At 63.7% G+C, this 25,644-nt stretch carries 31 protein-coding genes; 17 read left to right on the top strand and 14 right to left on the bottom strand.

Going from position 1 to position 25,644, the window contains the following annotated elements:
• The first annotated feature begins 198 nt into the window (after positions 1-198).
• On the top strand, positions 199-648 hold the full coding sequence (locus LB515_RS05855) for a GatB/YqeY domain-containing protein (protein ID WP_224707062.1): 450 nt from the start codon (positions 199-201) through the stop codon (positions 646-648).
• A 9-nt stretch (positions 649-657) separates the two neighbouring features.
• On the opposite strand, the gene LB515_RS05850 is transcribed toward LB515_RS05855, so the two are convergent.
• On the bottom strand, positions 658-1,656 hold the full coding sequence (locus LB515_RS05850) for a murein L,D-transpeptidase catalytic domain family protein (protein WP_224707061.1): 999 nt from the start codon (positions 1,654-1,656) through the stop codon (positions 658-660).
• A gap of 285 nt (positions 1,657-1,941) precedes the next feature.
• Here LB515_RS05850 and LB515_RS05845 point away from each other — a divergent pair, with 285 nt between their 5' ends.
• Both LB515_RS05845 and LB515_RS05840 read left to right on the top strand, forming a co-directional pair.
• Positions 1,942-2,652 (top strand): DNA helicase, encoded by a 711-nt coding sequence (locus LB515_RS05845; protein WP_224707060.1) that lies wholly within the window; start codon positions 1,942-1,944, stop codon positions 2,650-2,652.
• A gap of 46 nt (positions 2,653-2,698) precedes the next feature.
• The gene (locus tag LB515_RS05840; protein ID WP_224640107.1) at positions 2,699-3,256 is read left to right on the top strand and encodes a GNAT family N-acetyltransferase; all 558 of its coding nucleotides are present in this window, start codon (positions 2,699-2,701) and stop codon (positions 3,254-3,256) included.
• Positions 3,257-3,361: 105 nt separating this feature from the next.
• On the opposite strand, the gene LB515_RS05835 is transcribed toward LB515_RS05840, so the two are convergent.
• The 3 genes from LB515_RS05835 to LB515_RS05825 form a co-directional block, all read right to left on the bottom strand.
• Positions 3,362-4,543: an MFS transporter gene (locus LB515_RS05835; protein WP_140838840.1), complete on the bottom strand. Its 1,182-nt coding sequence runs from the start codon at positions 4,541-4,543 to the stop codon at positions 3,362-3,364.
• Positions 4,544-4,670: 127 nt separating this feature from the next.
• On the bottom strand, positions 4,671-4,880 hold the full coding sequence (locus tag LB515_RS05830) for a DUF2061 domain-containing protein (protein ID WP_095766624.1): 210 nt from the start codon (positions 4,878-4,880) through the stop codon (positions 4,671-4,673).
• A 94-nt stretch (positions 4,881-4,974) separates the two neighbouring features.
• Entirely contained in the window at positions 4,975-6,639 is a 1,665-nt protein-coding gene (locus LB515_RS05825; RefSeq protein WP_224707059.1) for a Na/Pi cotransporter family protein, read from the bottom strand.
• A gap of 352 nt (positions 6,640-6,991) precedes the next feature.
• Here LB515_RS05825 and LB515_RS05820 point away from each other — a divergent pair, with 352 nt between their 5' ends.
• From LB515_RS05820 to LB515_RS05790, 7 genes are all read left to right on the top strand, one after another.
• A complete protein-coding gene (locus LB515_RS05820) occupies positions 6,992-7,354 on the top strand; it encodes an RcnB family protein (RefSeq protein WP_224707058.1) in 363 nt (120 codons plus the stop codon).
• Between the two features lie 135 nt (positions 7,355-7,489).
• The gene (gene dnaG, locus LB515_RS05815) at positions 7,490-9,430 is read left to right on the top strand and encodes a DNA primase (RefSeq protein WP_224707057.1); all 1,941 of its coding nucleotides are present in this window, start codon (positions 7,490-7,492) and stop codon (positions 9,428-9,430) included.
• Between the two features lie 426 nt (positions 9,431-9,856).
• A complete protein-coding gene (gene rpoD, locus LB515_RS05810) occupies positions 9,857-11,884 on the top strand; it encodes an RNA polymerase sigma factor RpoD (protein ID WP_224707056.1) in 2,028 nt (675 codons plus the stop codon).
• Between the two features lie 25 nt (positions 11,885-11,909).
• The gene (locus tag LB515_RS05805; protein WP_224707055.1) at positions 11,910-12,488 is read left to right on the top strand and encodes a hypothetical protein; all 579 of its coding nucleotides are present in this window, start codon (positions 11,910-11,912) and stop codon (positions 12,486-12,488) included.
• A gap of 190 nt (positions 12,489-12,678) precedes the next feature.
• Positions 12,679-12,972: a GYD domain-containing protein gene (locus LB515_RS05800; protein WP_095766734.1), complete on the top strand. Its 294-nt coding sequence runs from the start codon at positions 12,679-12,681 to the stop codon at positions 12,970-12,972.
• A gap of 61 nt (positions 12,973-13,033) precedes the next feature.
• Positions 13,034-13,414 (top strand): thiol-disulfide oxidoreductase DCC family protein, encoded by a 381-nt coding sequence (locus tag LB515_RS05795; RefSeq protein WP_224606285.1) that lies wholly within the window; start codon positions 13,034-13,036, stop codon positions 13,412-13,414.
• Between the two features lie 135 nt (positions 13,415-13,549).
• Positions 13,550-14,206 carry a PadR family transcriptional regulator gene (locus LB515_RS05790; RefSeq protein ID WP_224707054.1) on the top strand — a complete coding sequence of 219 codons (657 nt, stop codon included), beginning with the start codon at positions 13,550-13,552 and terminating at the stop codon, positions 14,204-14,206.
• 79 nt (positions 14,207-14,285) lie between these two features.
• Here LB515_RS05790 and LB515_RS05785 read toward each other — a convergent pair whose 3' ends face one another.
• Both LB515_RS05785 and LB515_RS05780 read right to left on the bottom strand, forming a co-directional pair.
• Positions 14,286-14,546: a YiaA/YiaB family inner membrane protein gene (locus tag LB515_RS05785; protein ID WP_095766630.1), complete on the bottom strand. Its 261-nt coding sequence runs from the start codon at positions 14,544-14,546 to the stop codon at positions 14,286-14,288.
• A 43-nt stretch (positions 14,547-14,589) separates the two neighbouring features.
• The gene (locus LB515_RS05780; protein WP_224530335.1) at positions 14,590-15,267 is read right to left on the bottom strand and encodes a PspA/IM30 family protein; all 678 of its coding nucleotides are present in this window, start codon (positions 15,265-15,267) and stop codon (positions 14,590-14,592) included.
• Between the two features lie 178 nt (positions 15,268-15,445).
• Between LB515_RS05780 and LB515_RS05775 the strand changes: the two genes are divergently transcribed.
• Together LB515_RS05775 and LB515_RS05770 are read left to right on the top strand one after the other, a co-directional pair.
• Positions 15,446-16,087, top strand: coding sequence for a TetR/AcrR family transcriptional regulator (locus LB515_RS05775; RefSeq protein ID WP_224707053.1), 642 nt, complete (start codon positions 15,446-15,448; stop codon positions 16,085-16,087).
• 49 nt (positions 16,088-16,136) lie between these two features.
• Positions 16,137-16,427, top strand: a complete 291-nt coding sequence (locus LB515_RS05770; protein ID WP_095766632.1) for an HlyU family transcriptional regulator — start codon at positions 16,137-16,139, stop codon at positions 16,425-16,427.
• Positions 16,428-16,463: 36 nt separating this feature from the next.
• On the opposite strand, the gene LB515_RS05765 is transcribed toward LB515_RS05770, so the two are convergent.
• The 3 genes from LB515_RS05765 to LB515_RS05755 all read right to left on the bottom strand — a co-directional run bounded on the left by LB515_RS05765 (position 16,464) and on the right by LB515_RS05755 (position 18,483).
• Positions 16,464-17,396, bottom strand: coding sequence for a 3-keto-5-aminohexanoate cleavage protein (locus LB515_RS05765; protein ID WP_224707052.1), 933 nt, complete (start codon positions 17,394-17,396; stop codon positions 16,464-16,466).
• Between the two features lie 47 nt (positions 17,397-17,443).
• A complete protein-coding gene (locus LB515_RS05760) occupies positions 17,444-17,749 on the bottom strand; it encodes a hypothetical protein (RefSeq protein ID WP_224707051.1) in 306 nt (101 codons plus the stop codon).
• Between the two features lie 95 nt (positions 17,750-17,844).
• A complete protein-coding gene (locus LB515_RS05755; RefSeq protein ID WP_224630819.1) occupies positions 17,845-18,483 on the bottom strand; it encodes an FMN-dependent NADH-azoreductase in 639 nt (212 codons plus the stop codon).
• 115 nt (positions 18,484-18,598) lie between these two features.
• On the opposite strand from LB515_RS05755, the gene LB515_RS05750 reads away from it, so the two are divergent.
• Positions 18,599-19,546, top strand: coding sequence for a LysR family transcriptional regulator (locus LB515_RS05750; RefSeq protein ID WP_224707162.1), 948 nt, complete (start codon positions 18,599-18,601; stop codon positions 19,544-19,546).
• On the opposite strand, the gene LB515_RS05745 is transcribed toward LB515_RS05750, so the two are convergent.
• Complete coding sequence (locus LB515_RS05745) at positions 19,488-20,114, bottom strand: TetR/AcrR family transcriptional regulator (RefSeq protein WP_224707050.1); 627 nt, start codon at positions 20,112-20,114, stop codon at positions 19,488-19,490. The two genes, LB515_RS05750 and LB515_RS05745, sit on opposite strands and share 59 nt — an antisense overlap.
• A gap of 66 nt (positions 20,115-20,180) precedes the next feature.
• Between LB515_RS05745 and LB515_RS05740 the strand changes: the two genes are divergently transcribed.
• On the top strand, positions 20,181-20,606 hold the full coding sequence (locus tag LB515_RS05740; protein WP_224707049.1) for a VOC family protein: 426 nt from the start codon (positions 20,181-20,183) through the stop codon (positions 20,604-20,606).
• A gap of 15 nt (positions 20,607-20,621) precedes the next feature.
• On the opposite strand, the gene LB515_RS05735 is transcribed toward LB515_RS05740, so the two are convergent.
• Positions 20,622-21,569: a S1C family serine protease gene (locus LB515_RS05735; RefSeq protein WP_224707048.1), complete on the bottom strand. Its 948-nt coding sequence runs from the start codon at positions 21,567-21,569 to the stop codon at positions 20,622-20,624.
• Between the two features lie 217 nt (positions 21,570-21,786).
• Between LB515_RS05735 and LB515_RS05730 the strand changes: the two genes are divergently transcribed.
• Together LB515_RS05730 and LB515_RS05725 are read left to right on the top strand one after the other, a co-directional pair.
• Positions 21,787-22,662: a S1C family serine protease gene (locus LB515_RS05730; RefSeq protein ID WP_224530377.1), complete on the top strand. Its 876-nt coding sequence runs from the start codon at positions 21,787-21,789 to the stop codon at positions 22,660-22,662.
• Positions 22,663-22,670: 8 nt separating this feature from the next.
• Positions 22,671-23,318 (top strand): helix-turn-helix transcriptional regulator, encoded by a 648-nt coding sequence (locus tag LB515_RS05725; protein WP_224707047.1) that lies wholly within the window; start codon positions 22,671-22,673, stop codon positions 23,316-23,318.
• Between the two features lie 4 nt (positions 23,319-23,322).
• Here the strand turns inward: LB515_RS05725 and LB515_RS05720 are convergent, their stop codons facing one another.
• Positions 23,323-23,712 (bottom strand): type II toxin-antitoxin system VapC family toxin, encoded by a 390-nt coding sequence (locus LB515_RS05720; protein WP_224543081.1) that lies wholly within the window; start codon positions 23,710-23,712, stop codon positions 23,323-23,325.
• Complete coding sequence (locus tag LB515_RS05715; RefSeq protein ID WP_224543080.1) at positions 23,709-23,975, bottom strand: type II toxin-antitoxin system VapB family antitoxin; 267 nt, start codon at positions 23,973-23,975, stop codon at positions 23,709-23,711. The genes LB515_RS05720 and LB515_RS05715 overlap by 4 nt, the downstream gene beginning before the upstream one ends.
• Positions 23,976-24,132: 157 nt before the next feature.
• Between LB515_RS05715 and LB515_RS05710 the strand changes: the two genes are divergently transcribed.
• A complete protein-coding gene (locus LB515_RS05710) occupies positions 24,133-24,999 on the top strand; it encodes an SDR family oxidoreductase (RefSeq protein WP_224707046.1) in 867 nt (288 codons plus the stop codon).
• Between the two features lie 15 nt (positions 25,000-25,014).
• Here LB515_RS05710 and LB515_RS05705 read toward each other — a convergent pair whose 3' ends face one another.
• A complete protein-coding gene (locus tag LB515_RS05705; protein WP_224530384.1) occupies positions 25,015-25,533 on the bottom strand; it encodes a TIGR00645 family protein in 519 nt (172 codons plus the stop codon).
• Positions 25,534-25,644: the final 111 nt, after the last annotated feature.

Here is a 25,644-nt window from a genome sequence, read left to right as displayed (position 1 = left end):
GCTGGATTGCCCGGCTCCCACGCGTCAACTCATTGTCTCATGCAGGACCGAGTACATAGGCGAACGCGCCGGAGCGGTCAATGCGGCGCCCCCAGACCACGGCCGATTTGCTTTCATTCAGCAATATCAGTGGCTTGGCGGGATTTGCGTTGGCCGTTCGGCAAAGCTATTGTCCGCCGCATTCGAAGGAGAAGCACGATGCGCGAGAAAATCGCCGAATCCATGAAGAGCGCGATGAAGGCGCAGGACAAGCACCGCCTGCCGACACTGCGGCTGATCCAGGCCGCCATCCACGACCGCGACATCGCGAATCGCGGCGCCGGAAAGCCGCCGGCGAGCGAGGAGGAGATCCTTCAGATCCTCGCCAAGATGGTGAAGCAGCGCGAGGAATCGGCCAAGGCCTTCGAGGATGGCAAGCGGCCGGAGCTGGCGGCGCAGGAGCGCGGCGAGATGGCGATCATCCGCGAGTTCCTGCCGACGCAGCTCGACGACGCGGCGATCCAGGCTGTGGCGCGCGAGGCGATCGCGGCGACGGGCGCGGCCAGCCAGAAGGACATGGGCAAGGTGATCGGCGCGCTGAAGCAGAAATATGCCGGCCAGATGGACTTCGCCAAGGCGAGCGCCATCATCAAGGGGTTGCTGCAATAGACGACGGTGTCAGTCCTTGCAGATCGGCACCGGCTGCGGCGGTGGCGCCGGATGATCCTTCTTGTACTGGGCGATGATCGGCTCCAGCATCTTCTTCGGCCAGAATTTGGGAGTGCCGATCTCCTTCAGGCAGGACGCGTTCCAATAGGTGCCCGCATTTGAGAGCGCCTGGCCGGCAGCCTTGGCCCGGGCGACAGCGGCGATGTCGCGTGATTCCGGATAGATGTAGAGCGTCGTCGGGTTGTTCTTCACGAGGGGGATGATCTGCTCGGCGTCGGCGGGCGACCAACTGGTGCAGCCATTGCTGCGGCCGCCGGCATAGTTCACCAGCTTGCCGAACGGAACCAGGCCGTCATGGTCGGCATAGGAGCTTTGCGGGCTCTTGCGCATGCACAGGCCCTTCAAGATCGCGGCCGGATGGCCGCCGATCACGCGCTGCCTGGCGTTCGCCGCCTCGCCTTCGCCGTCGAACTGGATGAAGCTGCGCATGAACACCGCGTTCTGCGCGCCGACACGATAGTAGCCCTTGAAGGACGTCTTGGTCTCGGCCGTCATATAGGCGCCGCCGGCCGTCAGCGCCGAGTCCATGGCGTTGCCGAAATTCTTGGCGCAGCGCCTGCCGTTGGAGAAATCGGCAACGCCTTTCAGGTTGCGTCCGCCGCCATGGCCCGAGGAAACCGCGCGGAAGAGCTGCTTGCTTTCACAAATGATGTAGTAGCGCTGGCCAGGCACGCTGTTGCCCAAATCCGCGGGACGCGTGGCATCCATGGCGAAGTAGCAGGGGTTGCTGACCGAACCTTCGCTGATCTTCTTCTGGTAGAGCGCGCGCGCCCGCTCCAGCACGACCTGCGAGATCTGGCCTTCGCCGTCGCCGACATGGCGCTGCAGCCAGTCGGGAACGGTCGACGGCCGCAAGGCCGCAAAAGAGCTGACCGATGCCGTCAGGGCGGCCAGGATGGCGACAAGGCAGAAGATGGCCGCGCCCCGCGGAACAGATCTCAACCGCACCCTCTTGCCCCTCCCGTCGAAATGTCTCGTACCTGTGAATCAGCATGGACGATTATAGAAGGTCTCGCACGCATCGGCGAAACACTTCTAGTTTAGCGACGCCTTTTTGGGAGGTCGGATTTTCGGCCCGCTTCGATTGAGCTATGATCTGATTCCGGCGCGCCCACGCCTCCTCCCTCCGTCGGGAAGCATCGTTCATGCAGGGCAGTTTATCACCGAACCAACTGTTCGAGCGCCAGGCATAAGGAGGGGTTGTCAAGACTGCTCGCGGCAGGAGGTTTTTCGATGCGGTTTTCCGCACCCGTCTATCATCTGAAGCGCCAGGCGAGGCTTCTGTCCCGCAGCGAAAATGTGCCCCTCCACCAGGCGCTCGACCGCGTTGCCGCCAAGCAAGGCTTCGGCAGTTGGAGCCTGCTTGCGGCCAAGGCCGCCGAGGCTGCGCCAGCCGGCGCCCTGTTGGCGCGGCTGATCCCCGGCGACATGGTCCTCGTGGCGGCGCGGCCGGGGCAGGGCAAGACGCTGATGAGCCTCGAACTTGCCGTGGCAGCCATGAAGCAAGGCAGTCGCGCCGTATTCTTCACCCTCGAATACATGCATGCCGATATCCTCGATCGGTTCCGTGACATCGGCGTCGACCCGGCCGATTTCAACCGCCTGTTCGAGTTCGACAATTCCGACGCCATCAGCGCCGCCTACATCATCGAGGCGTTGCGGGCGGCGCCGCGCGGCACGCTGGCGGTCATCGACTATCTGCAACTGCTCGACCAGAAGCGGGAGAATCCGGAACTCATGGTTCAGATCCGCGCCTTGAAATCGTTTGCCCGGGAACGGGGACTGGTGCTCATCTTCATCTCGCAGGTCGACAGGTCATATGATTGCGCCCGGAAAGCGTTCCCGGATATCGGCGATATCCGGCTGCCGAACCCGCTCGACCTGTCGCTGTTCGACAAAGCCTGTTTCCTGAACAAGGGCGAAATCCGGTTTCAGGGGACTTAAGCGCGATCCGTGTCGCTTCTATGCCGGCTCGACAGGGAAGCCAAGCATGATCGAAATCGTCAAACCCGCGCTTGAACATTTGCCGTCCTACAAGGCGGCGCTCGAGCGCGGCTGGTCGCCCGACAATGTGCGGCTCCTCGAGGCGACGCGCGAGCAACTCGAGGCGATCGAGAAAGATCCCGTTGAATTTCTCGCCGGCCTTGACGACCCCGAAGCGAAAGGGCCGCCCATCGCTTTGCCCGACGGCACCGAGGTCCCGCGGCTGCCTGGATTCCGGCGCTGGATCTGGGATGGCGAGGCCGCCGGCTCGATCGGCTTTCGCTGGCAGAAGGGCACGTCGGAGCTGCCCTCGCATGTGCTTGGCCATATCGGCTATGCGGTGGTGCCGTGGAAGCGCAACCGCGGCTACGCCACCGAAGCGCTGCGGCTGATGCTGGACGAGGCGAGAGCGGTCGGGCTCGACCATGTCGAGATCACCAGTGATCTCGACAATCCTGCCTCGCACAAAGTGGTGCTTGCCAATGGCGGCAGGCTGGTCGGGCGGTTTGCCAAACTTGCAGCCTATGGCGGCGCAGAGAGCCTGAGGTTCCGGATCGATCTTTAAAGCGCGTCGCGCTGAAACGGATTCAGGCGACGCGCTTTAAATCTTTGTTCTGATGCATGTCGTTGTCCCAGAACCGCTGCACACTTCTGGGCGACATGCATTAAATTATTCCGCGGCCGCCGGCAGCGGCGGCGTCGCGCGGCTGCGCCATTCCCAGGTCTGCGAGGCAAAAGCCACCACGACCGCCACCAGCATGGCGAGCACGCCGGCCAGCGGCAGGCTGCGATAGCCCAGGCCGGCATTGAGCATCGCCGCGCCCAGCGAGGCAGCCAGCGCGATACCGACATTGAAGCCGGACGGGATCAGCGAGGAGGCGAGGTTGGAGGCATCGGCCGTCCAGGCGAGGATGCGCGTCTGGATCGGCGCGCCGATGGCGAAGTTGAGACCGCCCCAGATGACGATTGCCGCGACCATCGGCAACGGATAGGGGCTGACGAGATAGATGACGCCAAGCGTCACCGCCTGCAGGGCAAGCATGACGATCAGCGACGGCATCAGCTTCCAGTCGGCGAGCTTGCCGCCGACCAGGACGCCGATCGTGGCGCCGACGCCGTTGAGCAAAAGCACAAAGGGGATCAGGCCCTCGTCGAGGCCCGTGACCTCGAGCAGCATCGGCGTGATGTAGGTGAACAGCGCAAACTGGCCGATCATCAGCATCAGCATCAGGATCAGCGAGGTCCAGACCTGCTGGCGGCCGAGCACGCGAACTTCGCGCGCCAGCCCTGCTGGCCGGTTGGCGGCGCCCGCCGTGCGCGGCAGCAGCGCCAGCATGGCGAGGATCGCGACGAGGCCCAGCGCGCCCATCACCCAGAAGGTCGCGCGCCAGCCCCACAGGCTGCCGATCGCGGTGCCGGCGGGCACGCCAATGATATTGGAAACCGTCAGCCCCGAGAGAATGACCGCGACTGCCCGGCCGCGCTGGTCCTCGCGCACCAGGCTGACCGCAACCACCATGGCGACACCGAAATAACAGCCATGCGCCACGGCAGTCGCGACACGCAGCAGAAGCATCGAGGTGAAATCGGGCGCGAGCGCGCAAGCCGCCTGGCCAAGGGTGAAAGCGATCGTGAGCCCAATCAGCAGCGTCTTGCGCGAAACCTTGCCGGTGGCCAAAGCCAGCAGCGGGCCGCCGATGGCAATGCCGCAGGCATAACCGGAGACGAGATAGCCGGCGGTCGGCACCGAAACGCCGAGGCCCTGCGCCACCTCCGGCAGCACGCCGGCGATGACGAATTCGGTGGTGCCGAAGGCGAAGGCGGCAAGGAAAAGGGCAATCAGCGGCAGCATGGTTCAAAACATAGGCGAGGAATGCACGTCTCAAACCATGCCTGCGCGGGCGCGGCAATGCAGAAATTGGTGATGGCGCTTTAGCTTTTCTTGACGGGACGCATCAAAGCCGGCCTGTCGCTTGCTGCTACGCTGCCGTTTTGCGCCCGTAAGGGATCTTCAGCCAGGCCCGTTCGTGCAGGTAGTAAAGCAGCGACTTGGTGACGACCTCGGTGAGCCCGATCGTGGCGGCGAGCTTGATGCTGCCGGTGACCACCAGGGAGATGATCATCGTGTCGATCGTGCCGGTGGCGCGCCATGAAAGCGCCTTGGCGAAGCTGCGCGAATGCGTGTCCATCGACGGATCGTCCTCCCAACAGGTCCACTGGCGTTCCTTAGCCGACGGAAGCGAGGATGAGCAAAGACTAATTTTTTGGCAGGTCCCGATCGCCTCAGCTGGCCTTCAGCCGCGAACCGCCGAGCAGGCCGCGCTCCTCAAGCACCGGATAGGCGATCGAGGCGAGCAGCGAGTTGATCTGCTTCAAGTCGCGGATGGTGTCGAGGTGGATCGAGCTCGTCTCGACGCTCTTGGCGGTGCCTTCGCGCAGGCGCTGAAAATGGCTGGCGCTGGTTTCCTTCTCGCGTTCGCGCAAGAGATCCTTTTCCAGCACCAGCTGGCGCGCGGTTTCCGGATCGCGCGAGACCAGCACGTTGAAGGCAAGCCGCGCATTGGCGAGCACCGAGGAATGGAAGGCGCAGAGCTCCTGCCAGCCTTCCGGTGTGAATTCCAGGCCGCGCTCCAGCTTCTTCCTGACATGCACCAGCATGTTGCGCACGATGATGTCGCCGACCTGCTCCAGCTTGACGCAGGCGCCGATCAGCTCCTGGCACCGCAATGCCTCATCCTCGGTCAGCGGGTTCCTGGTGATCTTGGCGAGATAGAGTTTTATCGCCGCGTGCTTCCTGTCGACGCGGTCGTCGAGCGCGGCCAGCGCCTTGATCTTGTCGGTGTCGGCGTCCTCATAAAGCTCGATGATGCGCTTCAACATGATCTCGACCGTCTCGCAGACCCGCACCACCTCGCGCGTCGCATTGGCCAGCGCCTGGCTCGGCGTGTCCAACGCGCTTTCATTGAGCGCCGACAGTTCGACGACATCCAGCGTGGCGGTCGGCTCCGGCACGGCTCCGAGCGCAACGATCTTCTCCGAGACGCGGTAGACGAGGCCCGCGAGTGGCAGTCCGGCGAGCAGGATGATCACATTGAACAGGATGTGGGCGTTGACGATCTGGTCCGGAACGGTGGCGCCGAGGAAGCCGATGGGCGGCTTCAGCGTCATGAACAGGATCAGCATCACCAGCGAGCCCATGCCGCGCATCAAAAGGTTCCCGATCGGCACGACGCGGACGCCCGGATCGGCATTGCGGGTAAGCAGGGGCGCGATGATCGAGGAGCCGAGATTGACGCCGAGCACCAGCACGATGCCGAGCTCGGGAGGGATAAAGCCGCGCCCGGCCAGCGTCACCAGGAGCAGCACGGCGGCGATCGAGGAATGGAACAGCCAGGTAACCAGCGCGGCGAGCAGGTAAGCGGTGACATAGTCGCCGGAGAAATAGTTGACGATCAGCGGCATCAACTGGCTGTTGCGCAGCGGTTCCGACGCCTGACCGATCATCTCCAGCGACAGGATCAGCAGGCCGACGCCAATCAGGATACGGCCTATCTGCCGCCAATCGCGCCGCTCGGTGGCCATGAACATGACCGTGCCGGCGATCAGGCAGAGCGGCACCAAAAGCGTCAGGTCGAAGGTGAGCAGCTTGGCCACCAGCGCCGAACCGATCTCGGCGCCGCGCACTGCCAATTGCCCGGCGGCGCCCGAAACGATGCCGGCGCCGGCGAAGGAGCCGACCAGCAGCGTCACCGCGGTCGAGCTCTGCAGCGCGATCGCCAGCCCGCAGCCGGCCAGCACCGCCATGACCGGATTGCGCATGGTGGCGCGCAGCCGGTGGCGCAGCACGTCGCCATAGGCGCGCTCGACGCCCGTCTTCACCATGCGGGTGGCGAACAGCATCAGCGCCACCGCGCCGGCAAGGTGCAGGAGGACGACAGAGCCGCTCACAGCCAAACTCGCGAGCTGGCATCAGGGGTGCGGAGAGGGGTACGAATCTTAGTCATTTCAACGAGTCGAAATATACCAGTTAAAATTAGCCGAATAATAGATTTTTCTGATGCGATGATCGTCTCGACTCGACGGCGCATGTCGGAAATGACTGCAGGAAGCATTGGTTGCATGCGCCTGGCGGCAGCGCTTCGCCTCATACCGCCCGACGCTCGGCCGCGTGATCCGAAGCGTTGGTCAAGCGGCCGGTGCAAGTCTTGGAAAACATTGCAGAATTGTAATTCTGGTGTTCAGTTTCGGTTCATCCATTGGCGGCTATTCCCCTGCCTATCGACAACAAGGAATACCGACCATGAAGCGTCTCATACTTTGCGCCGTCACCGCCTCGATGCTGGCCGCCTCGGCCTTCTCCGGCCAGGCCGCGCCGCTCGTCCAGCCGGGCACGCCGCAGTCGAGCTACACCCAGGTCGACTGGCAGAAGCCCGGCAGGCATGTCGACAAGCGGGTCATCGTCAAGAACAAGGTGGTAAGGCGCAGCCATTGGCGCAACGGCCAAAGATATTCCGACTGGAACCGTCACCAGCCGGTCCGCGACTGGAACCGCCACGGCCTGCGCCGCCCTGGTCCCGGCCAAGAATGGATCCGCGTCGGCAACGAGTATTTGCTGGTCAGCATCCTCTCCGGCATCGTCTTCGGCGCGATCGCCGCCCAGTAATCCGCGACAATCCGGAAATCCGGTAGGCGGCCGCCCGGCCGCCTTCTTTTCGTCTGTGAAAAGCGGGTACGACGGGCCGGATGGGGTCGCCGTGCCCGGGCGGGTTGATTATATGGAGGGCAAACGAGTTCCCCGATGCGCTTTCCGCCCGCCTTCCTCGACGAGATACGCGACCGCGTGCCGATTTCGCAGGTCATCGGCACGCGCGTCGCATGGGACAGGAAGAAGACCAACGCGTCGCGCGGCGACTACTGGGCCTGCTGTCCCTTCCACGGCGAGAAGAGCCCGTCCTTCCATTGCGAGGACAAGAAGGGCCGCTATCACTGCTTCGGCTGCTCGGTTTCGGGCGACCATTTCAAGTTCCTCACCGAGCTAGACGGATTAAGCTTCCCCGAAGCCGTCGAGAAGATCGCCGAGATGGCCGGCGTGCCGATCCCGGTGCGCGACGAACAGGAAGAGCGGCGCGAGAAGGAACGCGCCAGCCTGACCGACGTCATGGAAATGGCGACCGCCTTCTTCCAGGAGCGGCTGCAGAGCGCCGACGGCGCCAAAGCCCGCGCGTATCTGCGCGACCGCGGGCTGACGCCGGCAACGCAGCAATCCTTTCGTCTGGGCTATGCGCCCGACAGCCGCAACGCGCTCAAGGAACATCTTGCCGCCAAGGGCGTGCCGAAGGCCGATATCGAGGCCTGCGGCCTGGTGCGGCACGGCGACGACATCCCGGTCTCCTATGACTGGTTCCGCGACCGCATCATGTTTCCAATCCCGGATTCGCGCGGCAAGATCATCGCCTTCGGCGGGCGCGCGCTGGCGCCCGACGCGCTCGCCAAATACATGAATTCGCCGGAGACGGAGCTCTTCCACAAGGGCAACGTGCTCTACAATTTCGCGCGCGCCCGCAAGGCGTTGGCCAAAGGCGGCACGGTGATCGCCGTCGAAGGCTATATGGACGTGATCGCGCTGGCGCAGGCAGGCTTCGAGAATGCCGTGGCGCCGCTCGGTACTGCGCTGACCGAAAACCAGCTCGAGCTTCTGTGGCGCATGGCGCCCGAGCCGGTGCTGTGCTTCGACGGCGACCAGGCCGGGCTGAAGGCGGCATGGCGTGCGGCCGATCTCGCGCTCCCCTCCGTGCAGGCCGGGCGCTCGGCACGTTTTGCGCTGCTGCCGGAAGGCAAGGACCCCGACGACCTGGTCAAGGCCGAGGGACCGGACGCGTTCCGCGTGGTGCTGGCGGAGGCGCGACCGCTTGTCGACCTTCTGTGGATGCGGGAGACCGCCGGCGGTGTCTTCGAGACGCCAGAGCGACGCGCCGAGCTGGGAAAAAGGCTGAGTGAACTCGCCAGCCGTATCCGGGACGAGAGTGTTCGCTACGAATATCAACAGGTGATGCGCGAACGGGTGCGGAGCTTCTTTGGCGCCCAGCGGAATGTTCGGCAAGGCCGTCAGGATTGGAAGCCGGGGCAGGGCAAGACGCCCGTGCCCGGCGGGCAGTTCGCGAAAGGTGGGGCGGCCGGCGGGCGCGCCGCGATCACCGAGAGCTTGGGTCGCTCGGCGCTGGTCAAGCGGGCCGGCGAGGGGATGTCGGTGCGCGAGGCGACGATTATCGTGGCGCTGGTCAATCATCCGGCGCTGATCGACGAGAATTTCGCGCATGTCGAATTCCTCGACCTCGCCAATTCGGATTTGCGCAAGCTGCACGCGGCCATTCTCGACGCCATGGCGCATGAGGCGGCCGACGAGCGCGGCGCGGTCATCGCCACCATCGAGCGCGCCGGCTGCGGCGGCATCTGGGAGCGGGCTGTCGATTTGATCAAGCGCGCGCGGCAATGGCCGGCGCTGGAAACGGCGGCGCTTGACGATGCCCGCGACGCCTTCAACCAGGCGCTGCACTTGCAGCGCAGCGCCCGCACATTACATAGAGAGCTGAAACAGGCGCAGGCGGCGCTCGATGCAGACCCTTCGGATGAAAACTTCCGGCATCTCGTCGAGATTCAAGCGCAATTCAACGATGTGCAGGCAACGGAAGCGCTGATCGAGGGATTCGGCGTCTCGTCGGGCAGGGTTGGCCGCGTTTAGGCCGAACACCACCCATTGGAAGTGAAGTGGAAATGCGCGGCGCGTCGAATCGACGCCTCTAAGTCGGGTAATTGATTCGCTTTTTTCATGCGAATCATGCCAGAGGCGCTTGACCTTCTGGCAGATTGGCGGAATCAGGACGATTCGAAACGTTAACCGTGCCACGGCATCGGCGGGAATTCGAGCGATGTGAGGCACCGGTGGCGACTGGACAGGCAAAGTGCCCGCTCCAGATATCAGGGTTAATCTGGACTTAATGCATGTCGCCCAAAAGTGGAAACCGGTTTGGGACAGAGACATGCACAAAACAAAAGAGATGACACGGTTGCTGGGCCGGTGAAAAGCGTTCCCGCGCGAGCGCGTCCAGCATAACCGGTACGGCAGTTTACGCGGCCTCGATATTCGGCCGCTTGGAGACGACAAAGAATGGCGACAAAGGAAAAGGAAGAGGTCGAGACCGAACGCGAAGGCGCCACTGATGGCCCCCTGCTCGACCTTTCCGACGATGCTGTCAAGAAGATGATCAAGGCCGCGAAGAAACGCGGCTATGTCACGCTCGACGAGCTCAACGCGGTGCTTCCCTCGGAAGAGACGGATCCGGACCGCATCGAAGATATCAATGCGATGCTCAGTGACATGGGCATCAACGTCGTCGAGGACGACGAGGTGGGCGAGGAGGCGGAAGCCGAGCCGGCCGCCGACGCCGAGGAAGACGCCAACGAGCTCGCCGAGCAGACCGGCACCGCTGTCGCCGCCACGATTACCAAGAAAGAGCCGACCGATCGCACCGACGACCCGGTGCGCATGTATCTGCGCGAGATGGGCTCGGTAGAGCTTCTATCGCGCGAGGGCGAAATTGCGATCGCCAAGCGCATCGAGGCCGGCCGCGAAACGATGATCGCGGGGCTGTGCGAAAGCCCGCTGACGTTCCAGGCCATCATCATCTGGCGCGACGAGCTCAACGAATCGAAGATCCTGCTGCGCGAGATCATCGACCTCGAGGCGACCTATGCCGGCCCCGAAGCCAAGCAGGCGCCCGTCGTCGAACGCATCGAGGAAGCGCCCAAGCCCGAGGAGAAGCCGCGCGGCCGTTCGGCGGCACGCGAGGAGGAAGACGACATCACCAATGTCGGCGGCGACACGCGCGGGCTGGAGGAAGAGGAAGACGACGAGGACGAGGCGAGCCTGTCGCTGGCCGCGATGGAAGCGGAACTGCGCCCACAGGTGATGGAGACGCTCGACGTCATCGCCGATACCTACAAGAAGCTGCGCAAGCTCCAGGACCAGCAGGTCGAGAACCGCCTGGCCGCGGCCGGCACGCTGTCGCCCAGCCAGGACCGCCGCCTGAAGGAGCTGAAGGACCAGCTGATCAAGGCGGTGAAGTCGCTGTCGCTCAACGCCGCGCGTATCGAGGCGCTGGTCGAGCAGCTCTACGACATCAACAAGCGCCTGGTGCAGAACGAGGGCAAGCTTTTGCGCCTCGCCGAAAGCTATGGCGTGCGCCGCGAGGAGTTCCTGCGGGAGTATCAGGGCTCGGAGCTCGATCCGAACTGGACGCGCTCGATCGCCAACCTGACCTCGCGCGGCTGGAAGGAGTTCACCAAGAACGAGAAGGACTCGATCAAGGAGCTGCGCGCCGAGATCCAGAACCTCGCCACCGAAACGGCGATCTCGATCCTGGAATTCCGCAAGATCGTGAACCAGGTGCAGAAGGGCGAGCGCGAGGCCGCGATCGCCAAGAAGGAAATGGTCGAGGCGAACCTTCGCCTGGTCATCTCCATCGCCAAGAAATACACCAACCGCGGCCTGCAGTTCCTGGATCTCATCCAGGAAGGCAATATCGGCCTGATGAAGGCGGTCGACAAGTTCGAGTACCGTCGCGGCTACAAGTTCTCGACCTACGCCACTTGGTGGATCCGGCAGGCCATCACCCGCTCGATCGCCGACCAGGCGCGCACCATCCGCATTCCGGTGCACATGATCGAGACGATCAACAAGATCGTGCGCACCTCGCGCCAGATGCTGCATGAGATCGGCCGCGAGCCGACGCCGGAGGAACTGGCGGAAAAGCTCGCCATGCCGCTGGAAAAAGTGCGCAAGGTGCTGAAGATCGCCAAAGAGCCGATCTCGCTCGAAACGCCTGTCGGCGACGAGGAGGATTCGCATCTCGGCGACTTCATCGAGGACAAGATGGCGATCCTGCCGATCGACGCGGCGATCCAGGCCAACCTGCGCGAGACGACGACGCGCGTGCTTGCCTCGCTGACGCCGCGCGAGGAGCGCGTGCTCAGAATGCGCTTCGGCATCGGCATGAACACCGATCATACGCTGGAAGAAGTCGGCCAGCAGTTCTCGGTGACGCGCGAGCGTATCCGCCAGATCGAGGCCAAGGCGCTGCGCAAGCTCAAGCATCCGAGCAGGTCGCGCAAGCTGAGAAGCTTCCTCGACAGCTGAAGCAGTCTGCTTTCCGGAGTTCGGCATGGGGGCGACCTACGGAAACATCAGTATAGAGGGGCCAACGCGTGAGGCGTTGGCCAACTGGCTGAGATTGAAGAAAATCGATGCCTTCGTCACCGCGCCGGATGAGAGCGGTTGGATCACATTTTCGGACCAATATACGGACGGGCTCGATCCTGGCTGGATCGAACCTTTGCTCCAGAGCCTTACGCGTGACCTGGCCTGTGTCGGCATCGCGATCACCGTCTACGACGAAGAACAATTGCGCCTCTGGGCGGCGAAGGATGGTTTTCTGCAGTCTCGCTACAATTCTTGCCCAGGCATGGAGATGAGCGACCCTGACGATGAGGATATGCGTCCTCGGCTCGAAGATGCCGCCGCGTTGCTGGCTACGATCGGCAAATCCACCGCGCCCGACAGTCTGCTTCAGATATTGGGGATGGATGGAGCCAAAGAGTACGTAGCTCCGCTCGATCTCCACGAAGAACTCGCGACGTATCTGCGACTTCCGGAGAATTCCGTTGGCCTCGGCCACAGATACATTCTGAAGGATAAGATTGACCTGCTCGAAGAGGGGCTGATCAGGACCGTCGACAGCTAGCGTTGTCGTTTGGGCAGCTGAGCCGAGCGCTGGGCAAGGATCGAAAGGGCGCTTCGGCCCCTTTTTCGTTGCCGGTTTCGCTTGCAACTCTTGTCTGGAACGGTTGCCGGGAGGATAGTCGAAACGTCGAATGCATTTCCGGACAGTTGGCCGGATGCCCTGGCCATCTGGCTCCGATGGGAGGTGTGCCATGACGACGTACATCGTGCTTATCAACTGGACTGAGCTCGGCGCCAAGAATGTGCGGGAATCGCCGAAACGGCTCGATGCCGCCAAGAAGCTGCTGGGGGAAATGGGCGGTTCGTTCAAGGCATTCTATCTGACCATGGGCGAATGCGACATGGTCGCCATCGTCGAAGCGCCGGACGATGCGGTGCTCGCCCGCTTCGCGCTGATGTTGTCGTCGGGCGGCAATGTCAAAACGCGGACGATGAAGGCGTTTCCGGAATTCGCCTATCGCGAGATCATCAGCTCACTCGGGTAAAGTGGCTAACGGGCGCAGCGCGGCTGTTGCGAAGCCGCGCCGCATTCCCGATAGTCGCGCCATGCCCGAGCCGTTGCTGACAGTCTGGTACAACACACGTTGTCCGGTGTGCGACGCCGGCATCAACCGGCAGAAGCGGCGGCTGGTCGAGGCCGTCAAGGCGGGCCGGGTCGAATTCCGCGACATCAATTTCGAACCTGAGGCGCTCTCCGCCTTCGGCGCCTCGCTGGAGGATATCCGCCGGCGCCTGCATGCGACCGACGCAAGCGGGCGGCTGCTGGTCGGCGCCGACGTCGCGATCGCGGTCTGGCGGATCACGCCGGGCGAGGGATGGCTGGCGAGCTTGTTCGGCAACCCCATCGCGCTGCCGTTGACGCGCTTTGCCTATGACCGTTTTGCGGACGTGCTCTACGGCTGGAACCGACGAAAGGGCCGTTGGTAGCGGTCTGGCCCAGCCATATGAGGACGTATGCGCGATCTTGGAACGGCCTAAGATACATCTTAAGATATATCTTGACTCAATAGGCGCCGCGCCTTACTTACGATGTATCGTAAGATATAGCTCAAGGAGCAATCCATGCACAGACACAACCACTTTGGCGAGCGCATGTTCATGCATATGGCCGGCAAATTTGGTGGCAGAGGGGGCGGCGGTTTCGGCCCGTTCGGCCATGGCGGCAGGGGCGGTGGACGCGGCGGCCCGGGCGACATGTTCCGCGCCGGGCGCATGCTGGCCGACGGCGATCTCAAGCTGATCACGCTGTCGCTGCTGGCCGACGCGCCGCGCCACGGCTACGACATCATCAAGGCTCTGGAAGAGCGCACCAGCGGCATCTACAGCCCGAGCCCGGGCGTGGTTTATCCGACGCTGACCTTCCTGGAGGAGGCGGGCTACGCGGTATCGTCGAGCGAAGGCAACAAGAAGGTGTTTTCGATCACCGAGGCCGGCAAGGCGCATCTGGACGAGAACCGCGAGATGATCGACAGCGTGCTCGACCATCTCGAGCGTTTCAGCCGCAAGATGGCCGCGGCGCGCGAATGGTTCGGCTGGGGCGACGACAAGGATGAGGGGCGCCGCGGCCGCTCCGAAACGCGTGACCGGTTCCGCGCGCTGCGACACCGGCTGCGCGCCGCGCTCGGCGACATCGCCGACGCGCCGGAGGACAAGCAGGCCGCGGCGATCAGCATCCTGGAAGACGCCGCCGAGGCGATCGAGGCCTTGGCGCGCCGCTAAGACATTCTTATAGGGAAACCCAAAAGCCCGGATCGGTCCGGGCTTTTGTATTCAGTCAGCTATCGGCAAGGGCAGGGGATTATTCCTTGCCGACATATTCGCTGATCAGCTTCTCGTTGCGCGCCTTCTCGATCTTGGCAGTGGTCTCGGCCGCAATCCGCTCGTCGGTGCGGTACTTGACCAGGTTCACCAGGCTGCCGGTGAGCAGCAGCACGCCCATCGCCCAGTAACCTTTGGTCGAGAGGTCGACGGGAGCCAGCCACAGCGACAGGCCGAGCATGAAATAGGCAGCGCCCACCGATATGGTGTTGAACAGGATGTATGTCTGATTGCCGTTCATCGTCGTATTCCTTGGATTTGATCTGTCACGGGAAATTGCGGGTTCAGTTCAGGGATTTGAGGCGTGCCAGAACATCCTGGGCGCGCACCTTGGTGGCCGGTCCATGGCCTGCTTCGGCGAGACGTTCGCGGATCGCCTCGTGGCGCAGCTCGCCGTCGATCTCGTCGAGGATGCCGGCCTCCTCGAACGGGTCGGAGCTGTCCTTGATGCGGGCCAGCAATTCCTCCGCTTCGTTAATGCTTGCGGTGCGGCCGATCGAGCGGTTGAGGCGCGACTGCGCCTTGCGTTCGGCATCGATCGCCCGGGCTGAGATCATGCCCTGATTGAGATCGATGATGCGGCGATGCGCCTGTTCCACGGACAGACGCATCCGCAAGGTCTTGTCGCCCAGGCTCTTGACCGTGGCGCGACGGACCTCGCGCTCGTTCTCGAGTTCGGCGATTGCGGAAGCGCCGCCTTCGGCAAGCGCCTGGTTGTTGGCGGAAAGCGCGCTGAGCGTGCGGGTTTCCAGATCGGCGATGCGGCGGTCGAGCTGGTCGAGGCTGGTCTGCTCGGCGCGCTGGCGCACGATCAGCGAGGCGAGCGTCTGCTTGGCGGCGGCAAGGCCCGCCTCTGCGTCGCGGATGCGCTGGGCCAGAAGGTCGATCGCAAAACGATCCTTCAGATTGTCCTCGGCCCGCGCGCTGGCGCCGTCCAGCAATGTCTTGATCAGGCTAAGCATGGTCTTCTTCTCCCTGTTTTCGTGAACGTTGTTCACAAGCTCAACATAACAGGAAATGAACATTGTTCAAGAGTTATTTTGAACGCTGTTCATGAAGCGCCGGACATGGTAAATGCAAGCAACGGAATGAATCCCGGGCCGGGCTTGCCGACTTCGGACATAAGGACAAGAAAGAAGCATGGCGCTGGACAAGGAAGAGATGAGTGAGAAGGTGCTCGCCATTGCCGAGGCGCTGCTCAACGAGGGCGGCGCCGACAACCTGAAAGCGCGCACCATTGCCGAGCAGGCCGGCATCTCCGTCGGATCCGTCTATAACCTCTTTGCCGATCTCGACGAGGTGCACCGCGCCGTCAACATGCGGCTGCTCGACCGGCTCGGCGCGACAGGTCTGGCGGCGATGGCCGATCTCGAAAGGCAAGGGGTGACGGATGTCCAGCACCGCATCCTGGCGATGGCGGCGGCCTATGTGCGCTTCGTCGAGGCCCATCCCGGCAGTTGGCCGGCGGTGCTTGCCTTCAACCGCCGCCGCGCGACGCAGCCCGGCCCGGACGCCTATGACGCGCTGCTCGACGCACTCTTCGACATCGTCGCCGGCGTGCTCAAGGCAGGCGATTTCGGCCTCGACGACGACCGCCGCGCGCTTGCGGCCCGGACCTTGTGGTCAAGCGTGCATGGCATCGTGACCAGCGGCTATGTGGCGAATTCGGACAGCAGGCAGGCCGAAGAGATCTGGCATCAGATCGAGCTTCTGGTCGGCGTTTTCGTCAAGGGGCTGGAACACGGCGGCGCATTCGCGCATGCTGACGCAAAGCCTGCGTAACAAGGGGCGCCGCGAATCCTTGGTGCCCGCGTGAATGGGAGTTTTGAAAATGTCTTTTCTGAAGAAGCTTTTCGGCGGCGGCGGTGAGGCAACGGAGGCCGGCACCGCCAAGCCGGCAAAGCAGGTCGAGCACAAAGGATTTCTGATCAGCGCCACGCCCTACAAGGCCGAGGGCCAATACCAGACCTGCGGCGTCGTCTCAAAGGAAGTGGACGGTGTGATGAAAGAGCACCGCTTCATCCGCGCCGACCGTTTCGCCGGGCTGGACGACGCCGTCGACATTTCGATCAAGAAGGGCATCCAGCTCGTCGACGAGCAGGGCGAGCGGATGTTCGGGTAAGCAGTACTTCGGCTGCACCCGCCAGCTTCTCCTCGCTCAGAACGAGACCTTGTCGCCGCCCTTGAGCTGGAGGATCTGCCGCGCTTCGTCGGGTGTGGCGATCGAGGCGCCGAGGCCTTCGATGATCTGGCGCACCTTGGTGACCTGCTCGGCGCTGGAGCGGGCGAGCTTGCCCTTGCCGATCCACAGCGAGTCCTCCAGGCCGACCCGCACATTGCCGCCCAACGCAATCGCCTGCGTGGCGATCGGTAGTTGGTGGCGGCCGGCGCCCAGCACCGACCAGTGATAGTCGTTGCCGAACAGGCGGTCGGCGGTGCGCTTCATATGGGCAACGTCTTCCGGGTGAGTGCCGATGCCGCCCAGGATGCCGAACACGCTCTGGACGAAGAACGGCGCCTTGACCAGGCCGCGCTCGACGAAATGCGCCAGCGTGTAGAGGTGGCCGATGTCGTAGCATTCGATCTCGAAGCGCGTCCCGTTGTCGGCGCAGGTACGCAAGATGTGCTCGATGTCGCCAAAGGTGTTGCGGAAGATGCGGTCGCGGGAGGATTCCAGATAGGGCCGCTCCCAGTCATGCTCGAATGTCTTGAAGCGCTCCAGCATCGGGAACAGCGCGAAATTCATCGAGCCCATGTTGAGCGACGCGACTTCGGGCGCGAATACCTTCGCCGGCCTGACGCGTTCCTCAACGCTCATCGTCGCCGCACCCCCGGTGGTGATGTTGACCACGCAGTTGGAGCGCTGCTTGATGACCTGCAGGAACGGGGCGAAGGCCTCGGTCGACTGATCGGGGCGGCCGTCGACCGGGTTGCGGGCGTGAAGGTGGACGATCGCAGCACCCGCTTCGGCAGCCTCGATGGCGGCAGTGGCGATCTCCTCAGCCGTCACCGGCAAATGCGGCGACATTGACGGCGTATGGATCGAGCCTGTGACCGCGCAGGTGATGATGATCTTGTTCTGGTTCGCCACTTTTGGTGTCCTGACTTCGTTGTTGGACTGCGCCTATTTGACTGCGCCTATTTAACCGCGCCTTGCGTGATGCCGGAAATGAACTGCTTCGACAGCACGATGTACAGCAGGTAGTCGGCAGGTGCCGCCAGTGTCAGCCCGGTGAACAGCACCCCCCAGTCGGTGGTGAATTCGCCGACGAACACGGTCAACCCTTGCGGCAGTGTCTTCAAATTGTCGGAGGTGGTCAGGACCAGGGGGAAGAAAAAGTCGTTCCAGCTGTTTGCGCTGGCGGCGGGCGGATCGCTGTCGGCAGAGCAGGATATCGGATCGCGCTCGGCGCCGTGAGGCTGGTCCTGCGCGAGGACCGCCATCCAGCCGTGGTGCTGCCGCCGCCGTAGGGGGCGAAAATGCAAAAAAGAGGCGGGCGCTGGCGGGCGCCTGCCTCTTTTATTTCCGGCATCGGCGGTCAGGCCGCGGCGGCGACCTGGTCAGCCGTGGCGGCGGCGATCGCGTCGACCTTGGCGGTGGCCTTGGCAAGCGCCGCCGTGACGGCATCAGCGCCCATGCCGACGCCTTCGACGCGGATGACTTCGATATCGGTCATGCCGAGGAAGCCGAGCACGCTGCGCAGATAGGGAACGGCATGGTCCATCTGCACTGCGGCGCCTTCCGAATAGATGCCGCCGGAAGCGAGCACGATATAGACCTTCTTGCCGTTGACGAGGCCCTTCGGACCGCCTTCGCCATAAGCAAAGGTCTTGCCGGAGCGGGCGACATGGTCGACCCAGGACTTCAACGTCGAGGAGATGTTGAAGTTGATGAAACCTGTCGCGAGGATCACGGTGTCGGCAGCGAAAAGCTCGTCGAGCACGGCGTCGGAGACGCCGACGACCTCGGCCTGGCGCGGCGTGCGTGCTTCGGCCGGCGTGTAGATGCCGGTGGCGTAGTCAGGATCGATATGCGGCAGCGGGTTGGCGACGAGATCGCGCACGACGAGCGTGTTGGACGGATCGGCGGCAGCGAGCTTGTGGGCAAGATCGGTGGCGACGCGGGTCGAGTGCGAAGCGGCGCCGCGCGGGCTGGAGGTGACGAGAAGAATAGACATGGCGGTGTCCCCTTGGGGTTGGATTGAACTTTCCGCCCAAATATGGGATTGCTGTCCCATCAGGATAACTGGCATAATATGTATACAATCCATCAAAAAAATGGATGGCATGGCCGTGCAACCAAACCCAACCCTAGATCAACTCCAAATCCTGGTGGCAGTGGCCGATACCGGCAGCTTCTCTGCCGCGGGCCGCAAGCTCAACCGGGCGCAGTCGGTGGTAAGCTACGGCATCGCCAATCTCGAAGCGCAGCTCGGACTGAAATTGTTCGAACGCGAAGGCGTGCGCGAGCCGCAACTGACCGACGTCGGCAAGGCGATGCTGGAAGATGCGCGGCGCATGATCGGCGTGCTGCAGCGCATCCGTTCGCGTGCCGACGGCTACCGGCAAGGGCTGGAAGCGGAAGTGGCGATATCGGTCGACGTGGCGCTGCCCTCACCGGCGCTGGTGCGCGTGCTCAAAGCCTTCGAGGCGCAATTCCCGGCGGTCATGCTGCGGCTTTATATCGGCTCGCTCGGCCTCATTGTCGACCAGGTGGTCAACGGCCAGGCGGATCTCGGCTTCGGCGGTCTGCAAGGCGATGCCGATGTCAATCTGCTGCGCATCGGCTTCATCTCGCTGGTGCCGGCTGCCGCACCCGATCATCCGCTCGCGAAGCTGCCGAAGCCGGTCGGGATCGAGGATCTGCGCGAGTACATCCAGCTTGTCGTCACCGACCAGTCGGAGCGGACGCGCGGCCGCGACTATGGCGTGTTTGCCTATCGCACTTGGCGGCTTACGGACCTGCGCACCAAGCACGCGCTGATGCGCGAGGGGCTTGGCTGGGGCGGCCTGCCGCGCTGGCTGATCGCCGACGACCTAGCCAGCGGACGGCTGGTCGAGCTCGATCTCGAGCCTTACCGCGAAGTCCGTTCGCCGATGTACGCCATGCACCGCAACGACCGCAGCCCCAAGCCGGCGGCATCCTGGCTGATCGACGAGTTCAAGCGGCAGCTCGGCTGCTTCAACGAGATGGAGCCGGGCGTTTGGACGGAGGAGGAGCCGGAGACAAGCCGTCCATGAGCGCGATCATCACCGCGCGGTAATCCTCGTCGGACGCGCCGGCCTCGATGGCTAAAGCGGCCCGATCGAAGGCGGCCGCCAGCAGGACGGTCAACGCCTCGACCGGCAATCTGGTCATTGCTTGCGCGCGCATCGCCGCGACCAGGCCTTCGCGCAGCGAGCGGTTGCCGTGGCGGTTGTCGATCTCGTCCATGGCCGCGCGCCCGAGCACGGCCGGCCCGTCGAGCAGCAGAAGCCGCGTGCGGCCGGGCGCCTGCATTGCCTCGAGATAGGCGTCCGAGCCTGCGATCAGCGCGTCGCGCGCGGATAGCGACGGCGGGGAGGCTTGGTCGATCTCGGCCGCAACGGCCGCTGCTTCCTGCTCGACCACCGCCGCGAACAGCGCCTGCTTGTCGGCGAAGTGATGGTAGAGCGCGCCGCGCGTCACGCCGGCCTCGGCGACGATCTCCGGCGTGCCGGTCTCGGCATAGGACTTTTCCGTAAACAGCTTTCGCGCCGCGCGGATCAGATCGGCGCGCGTCGCCTCGGTGCGGTCGCGATTGGAGCGGCGTCCGGACTCTTGTTGCATGCATGCAGCCTGTATGTTATTTGCATTTACATACAGACTGTATGTTGGATGAGAGGAGAAGGAAAGATGAGGACGACAAGCTATTATCCGGTGCTGATGACGGATGATGTCGCAGGCACTGCGGATTTTTATGTCGAGCATTTCCGGTTCGAGCCGCTCTTCGAGAGCGACTGGTATGTGCATCTGCGCTCCAGTGAGGACAGGCGCGTCAACCTTGGCATAGTCCAGGGCGACCATGAGACGATCCCGCAAGAGGGGCGGGGGCGAACGTCGGGCCTGCTGATCAATTTCGAGGTCCGCGATCCCGACGCGGTCTATGCGCGGATTGTCGCCGCTGGCCTGCCGATCCTGCGCAGCTTGCGCGACGAGCCCTTCGGCCAGCGCCATTTCATCACCAGGGATCCCAACGGCGTGCTGATCGATGTCATCAAGCCGATCCCGCCAAGCGAGGAGTTCCTTGCGCAATATGCGGAGGGCGCAGCCGGGAGTTAGACCGGCGCGGCAATCTCAGCTCGTCCGCGCCACCGGCGTCACCGTCACCTGGCTGACGCCGGTGCGGCGCACGACCGTGCAGAGCGTCTCGCGGCCGATGCGCTCGGCGTCGAGCATGCGCACGAGGTCGTCGACGCCGGTGACCGGCCGTCCGTCGATAGCGGCGATGATGTCGCCTTCCTTCAGGCCGGCCTTGGCGGCGGGACCGTTCTTCTCGACGCTGCGCAGGCGCACCGCCGTGTTCGTCGTGACCTGCGACAAGAGCGCGGCCCGGCGCGGCAGGTTGGTCGTGTCGGCGGAGACACCGATGAAGGCGCGGCGCACGCGGCCGAAGCGGATAATTTCCGAGATGACGAAATTGGCGGTATTGGATGCGACCGCGAAGGCGATGCCTTGCGCGCCGTGGATCATGGCAGTGTTGACGCCGATCACCTCGCCCGCTGACGACACCAGCGGTCCACCCGAATTGCCGGGATTGAGCGCGGCATCGGTCTGGATGACGTCGTCGATCAGCCGGCCGGTCGAGGCGCGCATCGAGCGGCCGAGCGCAGAGACGACGCCGGCGGTGACGGTCCATTCGAAACCGAGCGGATTGCCGATCGCAATTGCGATCTGGCCGCGGCGCAGGCGCTTGGAATCGCCGAGCGGCGCAATGTCGGCGAAGCTGCCGTCGGCGCGCACGAGCGCGATGTCGGTGTCGGGATCGCGGCCAAGCACATGACCTTCGCGCGAAGCACCGTCCGGCATGGTCACCCGCACGGCGCGCGCGTCGCCGACGACATGGAAGTTGGTGACAACCAGCCCGTCCTGCGCGATGACGAAGCCGGAGCCGTGGCCGCCGGCGCCGATGCGCTCGATGCGGCACACGGCCGGTCCAATGCGGTCGACGGCGTCGGCAACGGAGGCCGAATAGGCGTCGAGCAAGGTGTCGTCGGATGGAAGTTTTTCGGCTGCGAAAGCCATCGGCGTGTTCCCTCGTAGAATGATGTTTTTCCTTGGTGCGTGTCGTTGCCCCAAAACCGCGCAACACTTTTGGGCGACACGCACTATATGTGCGGAGCAGCCGCAATTGCCGCGACCTGACCAGATGGCCAGTCCGGCCGGCGACTAGCCGTCAGGCGAGTACCCGCGGCGGTGTTACCGAGCGATATCTGGGTCACCGAACCCAGGAGACAGTCTTATGAGCGACTTCAACCTCAGTGCCTTTTCCGACGCGATCGCCGATGTCGCGGCCACCGCCGCCCCCGCGCTGGCGAGTTTCGTCACGCACCATCACCGCACCGCGAGCGCCTTCCATTGGCGCGACGGCTATTTCGTCACCGCCGAGGAAGCGGTCGAAGCCGGCGAGGAGATCGAATTGACGCTGGCTTCCGGCGAAACCGTCAAGGCCGAGCTCGTCGGACGCGATCCTTCGACGGGCGTTGCCCTGTTGAAGCCTGCTTCCGGCGCTGCCGGGTTGCCGCAACTGGCTCAGGCCGGCGCCGTGCGGCCCGGCCATATCGCGATTGCGGTCGGCAACAGCGACGGCGCCGCGCTTGCGGTGCTCGGCACGGTCGGCGAGGTCGGGCCGGCGTGGCGCTCGATGCGCGGCGGCACGATCGACCGGCGCATCAACCTTGCCATCAACACCGGCGGGCGCTTCGAGGGCGGGCCGGTGCTCGACGCCAAGGGCGGCGTGATCGGCATGCTCTTGTTCGGGCCGCGCCGGCGGGCGCTGGTGATGCCCTATGAGACGATCGAGCGCGCGGTCGCGACGTTGCGCGAGAAGGGTCATGTCGCGCGCGGCTATCTCGGCGCCGGATTGCATCCGATCCGCAATGGCGACACGAAAGGCGCCATGGTGATGAGCCTCGACGATAACGGCCCGGCCAAGGCCGCCGGCCTGCATGTCGGCGACATCATCGTCGCCTGGAACGGCGAGGCGGTGCATGGTCCGCGCGAGCTTATCCGCAAGCTCGGGCCGGACAGCGCCGGCACCACCGTTACGCTCGGTGTTTCAAGCGGCGGCGCTGAGCGCGATGTCTCGATCACCATCGGCGAGAAGCCGCTGAGCTGAGAGGGTCTATGGCAAACAGCGCAGCACAAGCAGTCGCGAGACCGGAGCCGGCAATTCACCGGCTGACGGTGCTGGTCGCGCTCGCCGATGCCCAGCGCGCCGAGCAACTTGCCGATGCGCTGGCCGCGAGCGACGATCTGGCGCCGGCCTTGGGTGGAAGCGGCGTCGGCCAAATGGCGGATGTCGCCATCGCCGATGAGGCCGGCCTGGAAGGCTGGGTCGTCAGTTCGGCCACCCCAATCGTCCTGCTTTCGCGGCGTGCGGGCAGCGAGCAGGTGGCAGACAATGTGCTGGCCGTGCTGCCTGCCTCCGCAGATGGCCTGCTGATCGCCGCCGCAGCGCGGTTGGCGGCCTCAGGCTATCGCGTTGGCAGGGCGGCGCCGTCGGAGGCCGCGCATGGCGATTTCCACGATGACGAGCCTGCCGAGGAAGAGACGCCTGACGACAACCAGCCCCGCCCGGCTTTGTCGCCGCGCGAGGCGGAGGTGCTGGCTCTGCTGGCCGAAGGCGCGCCGAACAAGGTCATCGCCCGGCGGCTCAACATTTCCGTCCACACGGCGAAGTTCCATGTGGCCGCCATCCTGATCAAGCTCGGCGCCGCCAACCGCACCGACGCGATTGCGATCGCGATGCGGCAGGGGCTGGTGCTGGTTTGACGCCTCAAACAGCGGGTTCGATATCGGTGAGCCGAAAATCGTCGCCCTTGAACAGCAGCGGCATCGCTTCGAGCCGGGCGGTGGCGTAAGCGATGCAGTCGCCAAAGTTCAACGCTGCGGGATGACGGCCCTTGCCGTAGCGCAGGAAAGCGTGGCGCGCGACGGCGGCGTGGTCGGCGGTGAAGGCGATCGTCTCGATCGAAGCCGTGCGCAGGAAGGCGTCGAATGGCTCCAGGATTTCATTCTGCCACCCGCCGGCGAGCACCATGCTCGTTTCGAGAAGGGTGGGCGCTGCGATCAATCGTCTTGTGGCATCCGCAATCGCCCGCACGAAACGATCATGACCCGGCTCAGCGCGGAGGATCGCGACCAGGGCCGATGAATCGATGATCATCGCGTCGGGATTCCAAGATCGTCGTAACCGAGGATCTCATCCTCGGTCATCGCATTTTCCCGCCTCGGGATCTGCGCGCCGCTGTCCGAAATCGCCATCAGACGTCGAAAAAGGTCGCTGCTTTCGTCGCGAGGCACAAGCCGCTCGCGCGCAACTTCGCGCTCGAGGGATTGGCGGATAGCCTCCGTCACGGACACGCGACGGCGGCGGGCTAGCTCGCGCGCCAATTGCTCGACTTCCAAATTCTTGATCGATAGCGCCATTATACATTCTACCTCTTTGTATAGAATATATATCTCTCGACAAAGCTCGGCAAGACGGCAAGGCTCCGCAACGTCATCACGAACCGCATGCGCGCGCCCTTGTGTCCGCGGATCGGTGCGGGCAAGGATCGCAGCAACGAATGACGGGAGGCAAAAAATGTCGCTCAACGGAAAGACGCTGTTCATCTCGGGCGGATCGCGCGGCATCGGGTTGGCGATCGCGTTGCGCGCAGCGCGCGACGGCGCCAATGTGACGATCGCGGCCAAGACCGCCGAGCCGCATCCGAAGCTGCCGGGCACCATCTACACGGCAGCCGAGCAGATCGAGCAGGCCGGCGGCAAGGCGCTGCCGGTGCTTTGCGACATTCGCGACGAGGCGCAGGTCGCCGATGCGGTGGCTAGAACCGTCGAACGGTTCGGCGGCATCGATATCTGCGTCAACAATGCCAGCGCCATCCAGCTCACCGGCACGCTGGAGACCGACATGAAGCGCTACGATCTGATGCACCAGATCAATACGCGCGGCACCTTCCTCGTCTCCAAAATGTGCATTCCCCACCTTAAGTTGGCAAAGAATCCTCACATCCTGAATCTGGCGCCGCCGCTCGACATGAAGGCCAAATGGTTCAAGAACCATGTCGCCTACACAATGGCCAAGTTCGGCATGTCGATGTGCACGCTGGGCATGAGCGCCGAATTCGCCAAGGACGGAATCGCGGTCAATTCGCTATGGCCGATCTCCACCATCGATACCGCGGCCGTGCGCAATCTTCTGGGCGGTGCAACAGTGGCCGCGATGAGCCGCTCGCCCGACATCATGGCCGACGCGGCGCATGCGATCTTCATGCGCCCGTCGCGCGACGCGACTGGCAATTTCTACATCGACGAAGAGGTGCTGCGCGCCGAAGGCGTGACGGACTTTTCGATCTATGCGCCAGGCGCGGCCGATCAGCTGGCGGGCGACTTCTTCGTTCCCGACGAGGTGTTCGCGAACTCGCAGACGAAGGTAAAAAGGATCTACTGACGGACCGGGTCCGCCTCAATCCATCTCGGCCTTCTTGCCCTTGGCGAGCGCCATGACGCGGTCGATATAGGCCAGCATCAGCGCCGAGACGACGAAGGCGAGGTGGATGATGGTCAGCCACATCAGCTGGTCGGTCGTGTAGGACACCGAATTCAGGAACACCTGCAAAAGGTGGATGGAGGAGATGGCAACGATGGTCGAGGCGACCTTGACCTTCAGCGAGCCGACATCGATCGTGCCCAGCCAATGGACCTCGCCGTCCTGCTCGTCGAAGCGGCTGACGAAATTCTCGTAGCCCGAGATGATGACCATCACCACCAGCGAGGCGACAAGCGCCGCGTCGATCAGACCGAGCATCTTCAGGATCGTGTCGGTATCGCCGAGCGTGAAGGCGCTCATGACGAACTCATAGAGCTTCTTGCCGAAGGAGAGCGCGTAGATCGCCAGCGCCACGCCGAGCCCGAGATAGAAGGCGACCAGCAGCCAGCGCGAGGCGAGGATGACGGATTCGATGGCGAGTTCGAGACGCTTCATGAAGGCTCCGGTCAATTGCGATAGAGCGTTTCACCGTTTCACGGAAAAGGCGAACCGCTATATCTTTTGTTTTGACGCAAGTCCGGACGGAAGGCTGCGGCGAAGGCGCCG

Origin of the sequence: Mesorhizobium sp. CA15, assembly GCF_020165215.1 — a bacterium.
Lineage (GTDB): Bacteria > Pseudomonadota > Alphaproteobacteria > Rhizobiales > Rhizobiaceae > Mesorhizobium.
The sequence above is the reverse complement of the archived record's forward strand: the minus strand, read 5'-3'. Positions and strand labels throughout refer to the sequence as shown.

What these genes read in the sequence shown, in the direction of transcription:
- LB515_RS05855 (WP_224707062.1), top strand. Translation starts at nt 199, where the DNA reads ATGCGCGAGAAAATCGCCGAATCCATGAAGAGCGCGATGAAGGCGCAG.
- LB515_RS05845 (WP_224707060.1), top strand. Translation starts at nt 1,942, where the DNA reads ATGCGGTTTTCCGCACCCGTCTATCATCTGAAGCGCCAGGCGAGGCTT.
- LB515_RS05840 (WP_224640107.1), top strand. Translation starts at nt 2,699, where the DNA reads ATGATCGAAATCGTCAAACCCGCGCTTGAACATTTGCCGTCCTACAAG.
- LB515_RS05835 (WP_140838840.1), bottom strand. Translation starts at nt 4,543, where the DNA reads ATGCTGCCGCTGATTGCCCTTTTCCTTGCCGCCTTCGCCTTCGGCACC.
- LB515_RS05830 (WP_095766624.1), bottom strand. Translation starts at nt 4,880, where the DNA reads ATGGACACGCATTCGCGCAGCTTCGCCAAGGCGCTTTCATGGCGCGCC.
- LB515_RS05820 (WP_224707058.1), top strand. Translation starts at nt 6,992, where the DNA reads ATGAAGCGTCTCATACTTTGCGCCGTCACCGCCTCGATGCTGGCCGCC.
- dnaG (WP_224707057.1), top strand. Translation starts at nt 7,490, where the DNA reads ATGCGCTTTCCGCCCGCCTTCCTCGACGAGATACGCGACCGCGTGCCG.
- rpoD (WP_224707056.1), top strand. Translation starts at nt 9,857, where the DNA reads ATGGCGACAAAGGAAAAGGAAGAGGTCGAGACCGAACGCGAAGGCGCC.
- LB515_RS05805 (WP_224707055.1), top strand. Translation starts at nt 11,910, where the DNA reads ATGGGGGCGACCTACGGAAACATCAGTATAGAGGGGCCAACGCGTGAG.
- LB515_RS05800 (WP_095766734.1), top strand. Translation starts at nt 12,679, where the DNA reads ATGACGACGTACATCGTGCTTATCAACTGGACTGAGCTCGGCGCCAAG.
- LB515_RS05795 (WP_224606285.1), top strand. Translation starts at nt 13,034, where the DNA reads ATGCCCGAGCCGTTGCTGACAGTCTGGTACAACACACGTTGTCCGGTG.
- LB515_RS05790 (WP_224707054.1), top strand. Translation starts at nt 13,550, where the DNA reads ATGCACAGACACAACCACTTTGGCGAGCGCATGTTCATGCATATGGCC.
- LB515_RS05785 (WP_095766630.1), bottom strand. Translation starts at nt 14,546, where the DNA reads ATGAACGGCAATCAGACATACATCCTGTTCAACACCATATCGGTGGGC.
- LB515_RS05780 (WP_224530335.1), bottom strand. Translation starts at nt 15,267, where the DNA reads ATGCTTAGCCTGATCAAGACATTGCTGGACGGCGCCAGCGCGCGGGCC.
- LB515_RS05775 (WP_224707053.1), top strand. Translation starts at nt 15,446, where the DNA reads ATGGCGCTGGACAAGGAAGAGATGAGTGAGAAGGTGCTCGCCATTGCC.
- LB515_RS05770 (WP_095766632.1), top strand. Translation starts at nt 16,137, where the DNA reads ATGTCTTTTCTGAAGAAGCTTTTCGGCGGCGGCGGTGAGGCAACGGAG.
- LB515_RS05760 (WP_224707051.1), bottom strand. Translation starts at nt 17,749, where the DNA reads ATGGCGGTCCTCGCGCAGGACCAGCCTCACGGCGCCGAGCGCGATCCG.
- LB515_RS05755 (WP_224630819.1), bottom strand. Translation starts at nt 18,483, where the DNA reads ATGTCTATTCTTCTCGTCACCTCCAGCCCGCGCGGCGCCGCTTCGCAC.
- LB515_RS05745 (WP_224707050.1), bottom strand. Translation starts at nt 20,114, where the DNA reads ATGCAACAAGAGTCCGGACGCCGCTCCAATCGCGACCGCACCGAGGCG.
- LB515_RS05740 (WP_224707049.1), top strand. Translation starts at nt 20,181, where the DNA reads ATGAGGACGACAAGCTATTATCCGGTGCTGATGACGGATGATGTCGCA.
- LB515_RS05735 (WP_224707048.1), bottom strand. Translation starts at nt 21,569, where the DNA reads ATGGCTTTCGCAGCCGAAAAACTTCCATCCGACGACACCTTGCTCGAC.
- LB515_RS05730 (WP_224530377.1), top strand. Translation starts at nt 21,787, where the DNA reads ATGAGCGACTTCAACCTCAGTGCCTTTTCCGACGCGATCGCCGATGTC.
- LB515_RS05725 (WP_224707047.1), top strand. Translation starts at nt 22,671, where the DNA reads ATGGCAAACAGCGCAGCACAAGCAGTCGCGAGACCGGAGCCGGCAATT.
- LB515_RS05720 (WP_224543081.1), bottom strand. Translation starts at nt 23,712, where the DNA reads ATGATCATCGATTCATCGGCCCTGGTCGCGATCCTCCGCGCTGAGCCG.
- LB515_RS05715 (WP_224543080.1), bottom strand. Translation starts at nt 23,975, where the DNA reads ATGGCGCTATCGATCAAGAATTTGGAAGTCGAGCAATTGGCGCGCGAG.
- LB515_RS05710 (WP_224707046.1), top strand. Translation starts at nt 24,133, where the DNA reads ATGTCGCTCAACGGAAAGACGCTGTTCATCTCGGGCGGATCGCGCGGC.
- LB515_RS05705 (WP_224530384.1), bottom strand. Translation starts at nt 25,533, where the DNA reads ATGAAGCGTCTCGAACTCGCCATCGAATCCGTCATCCTCGCCTCGCGC.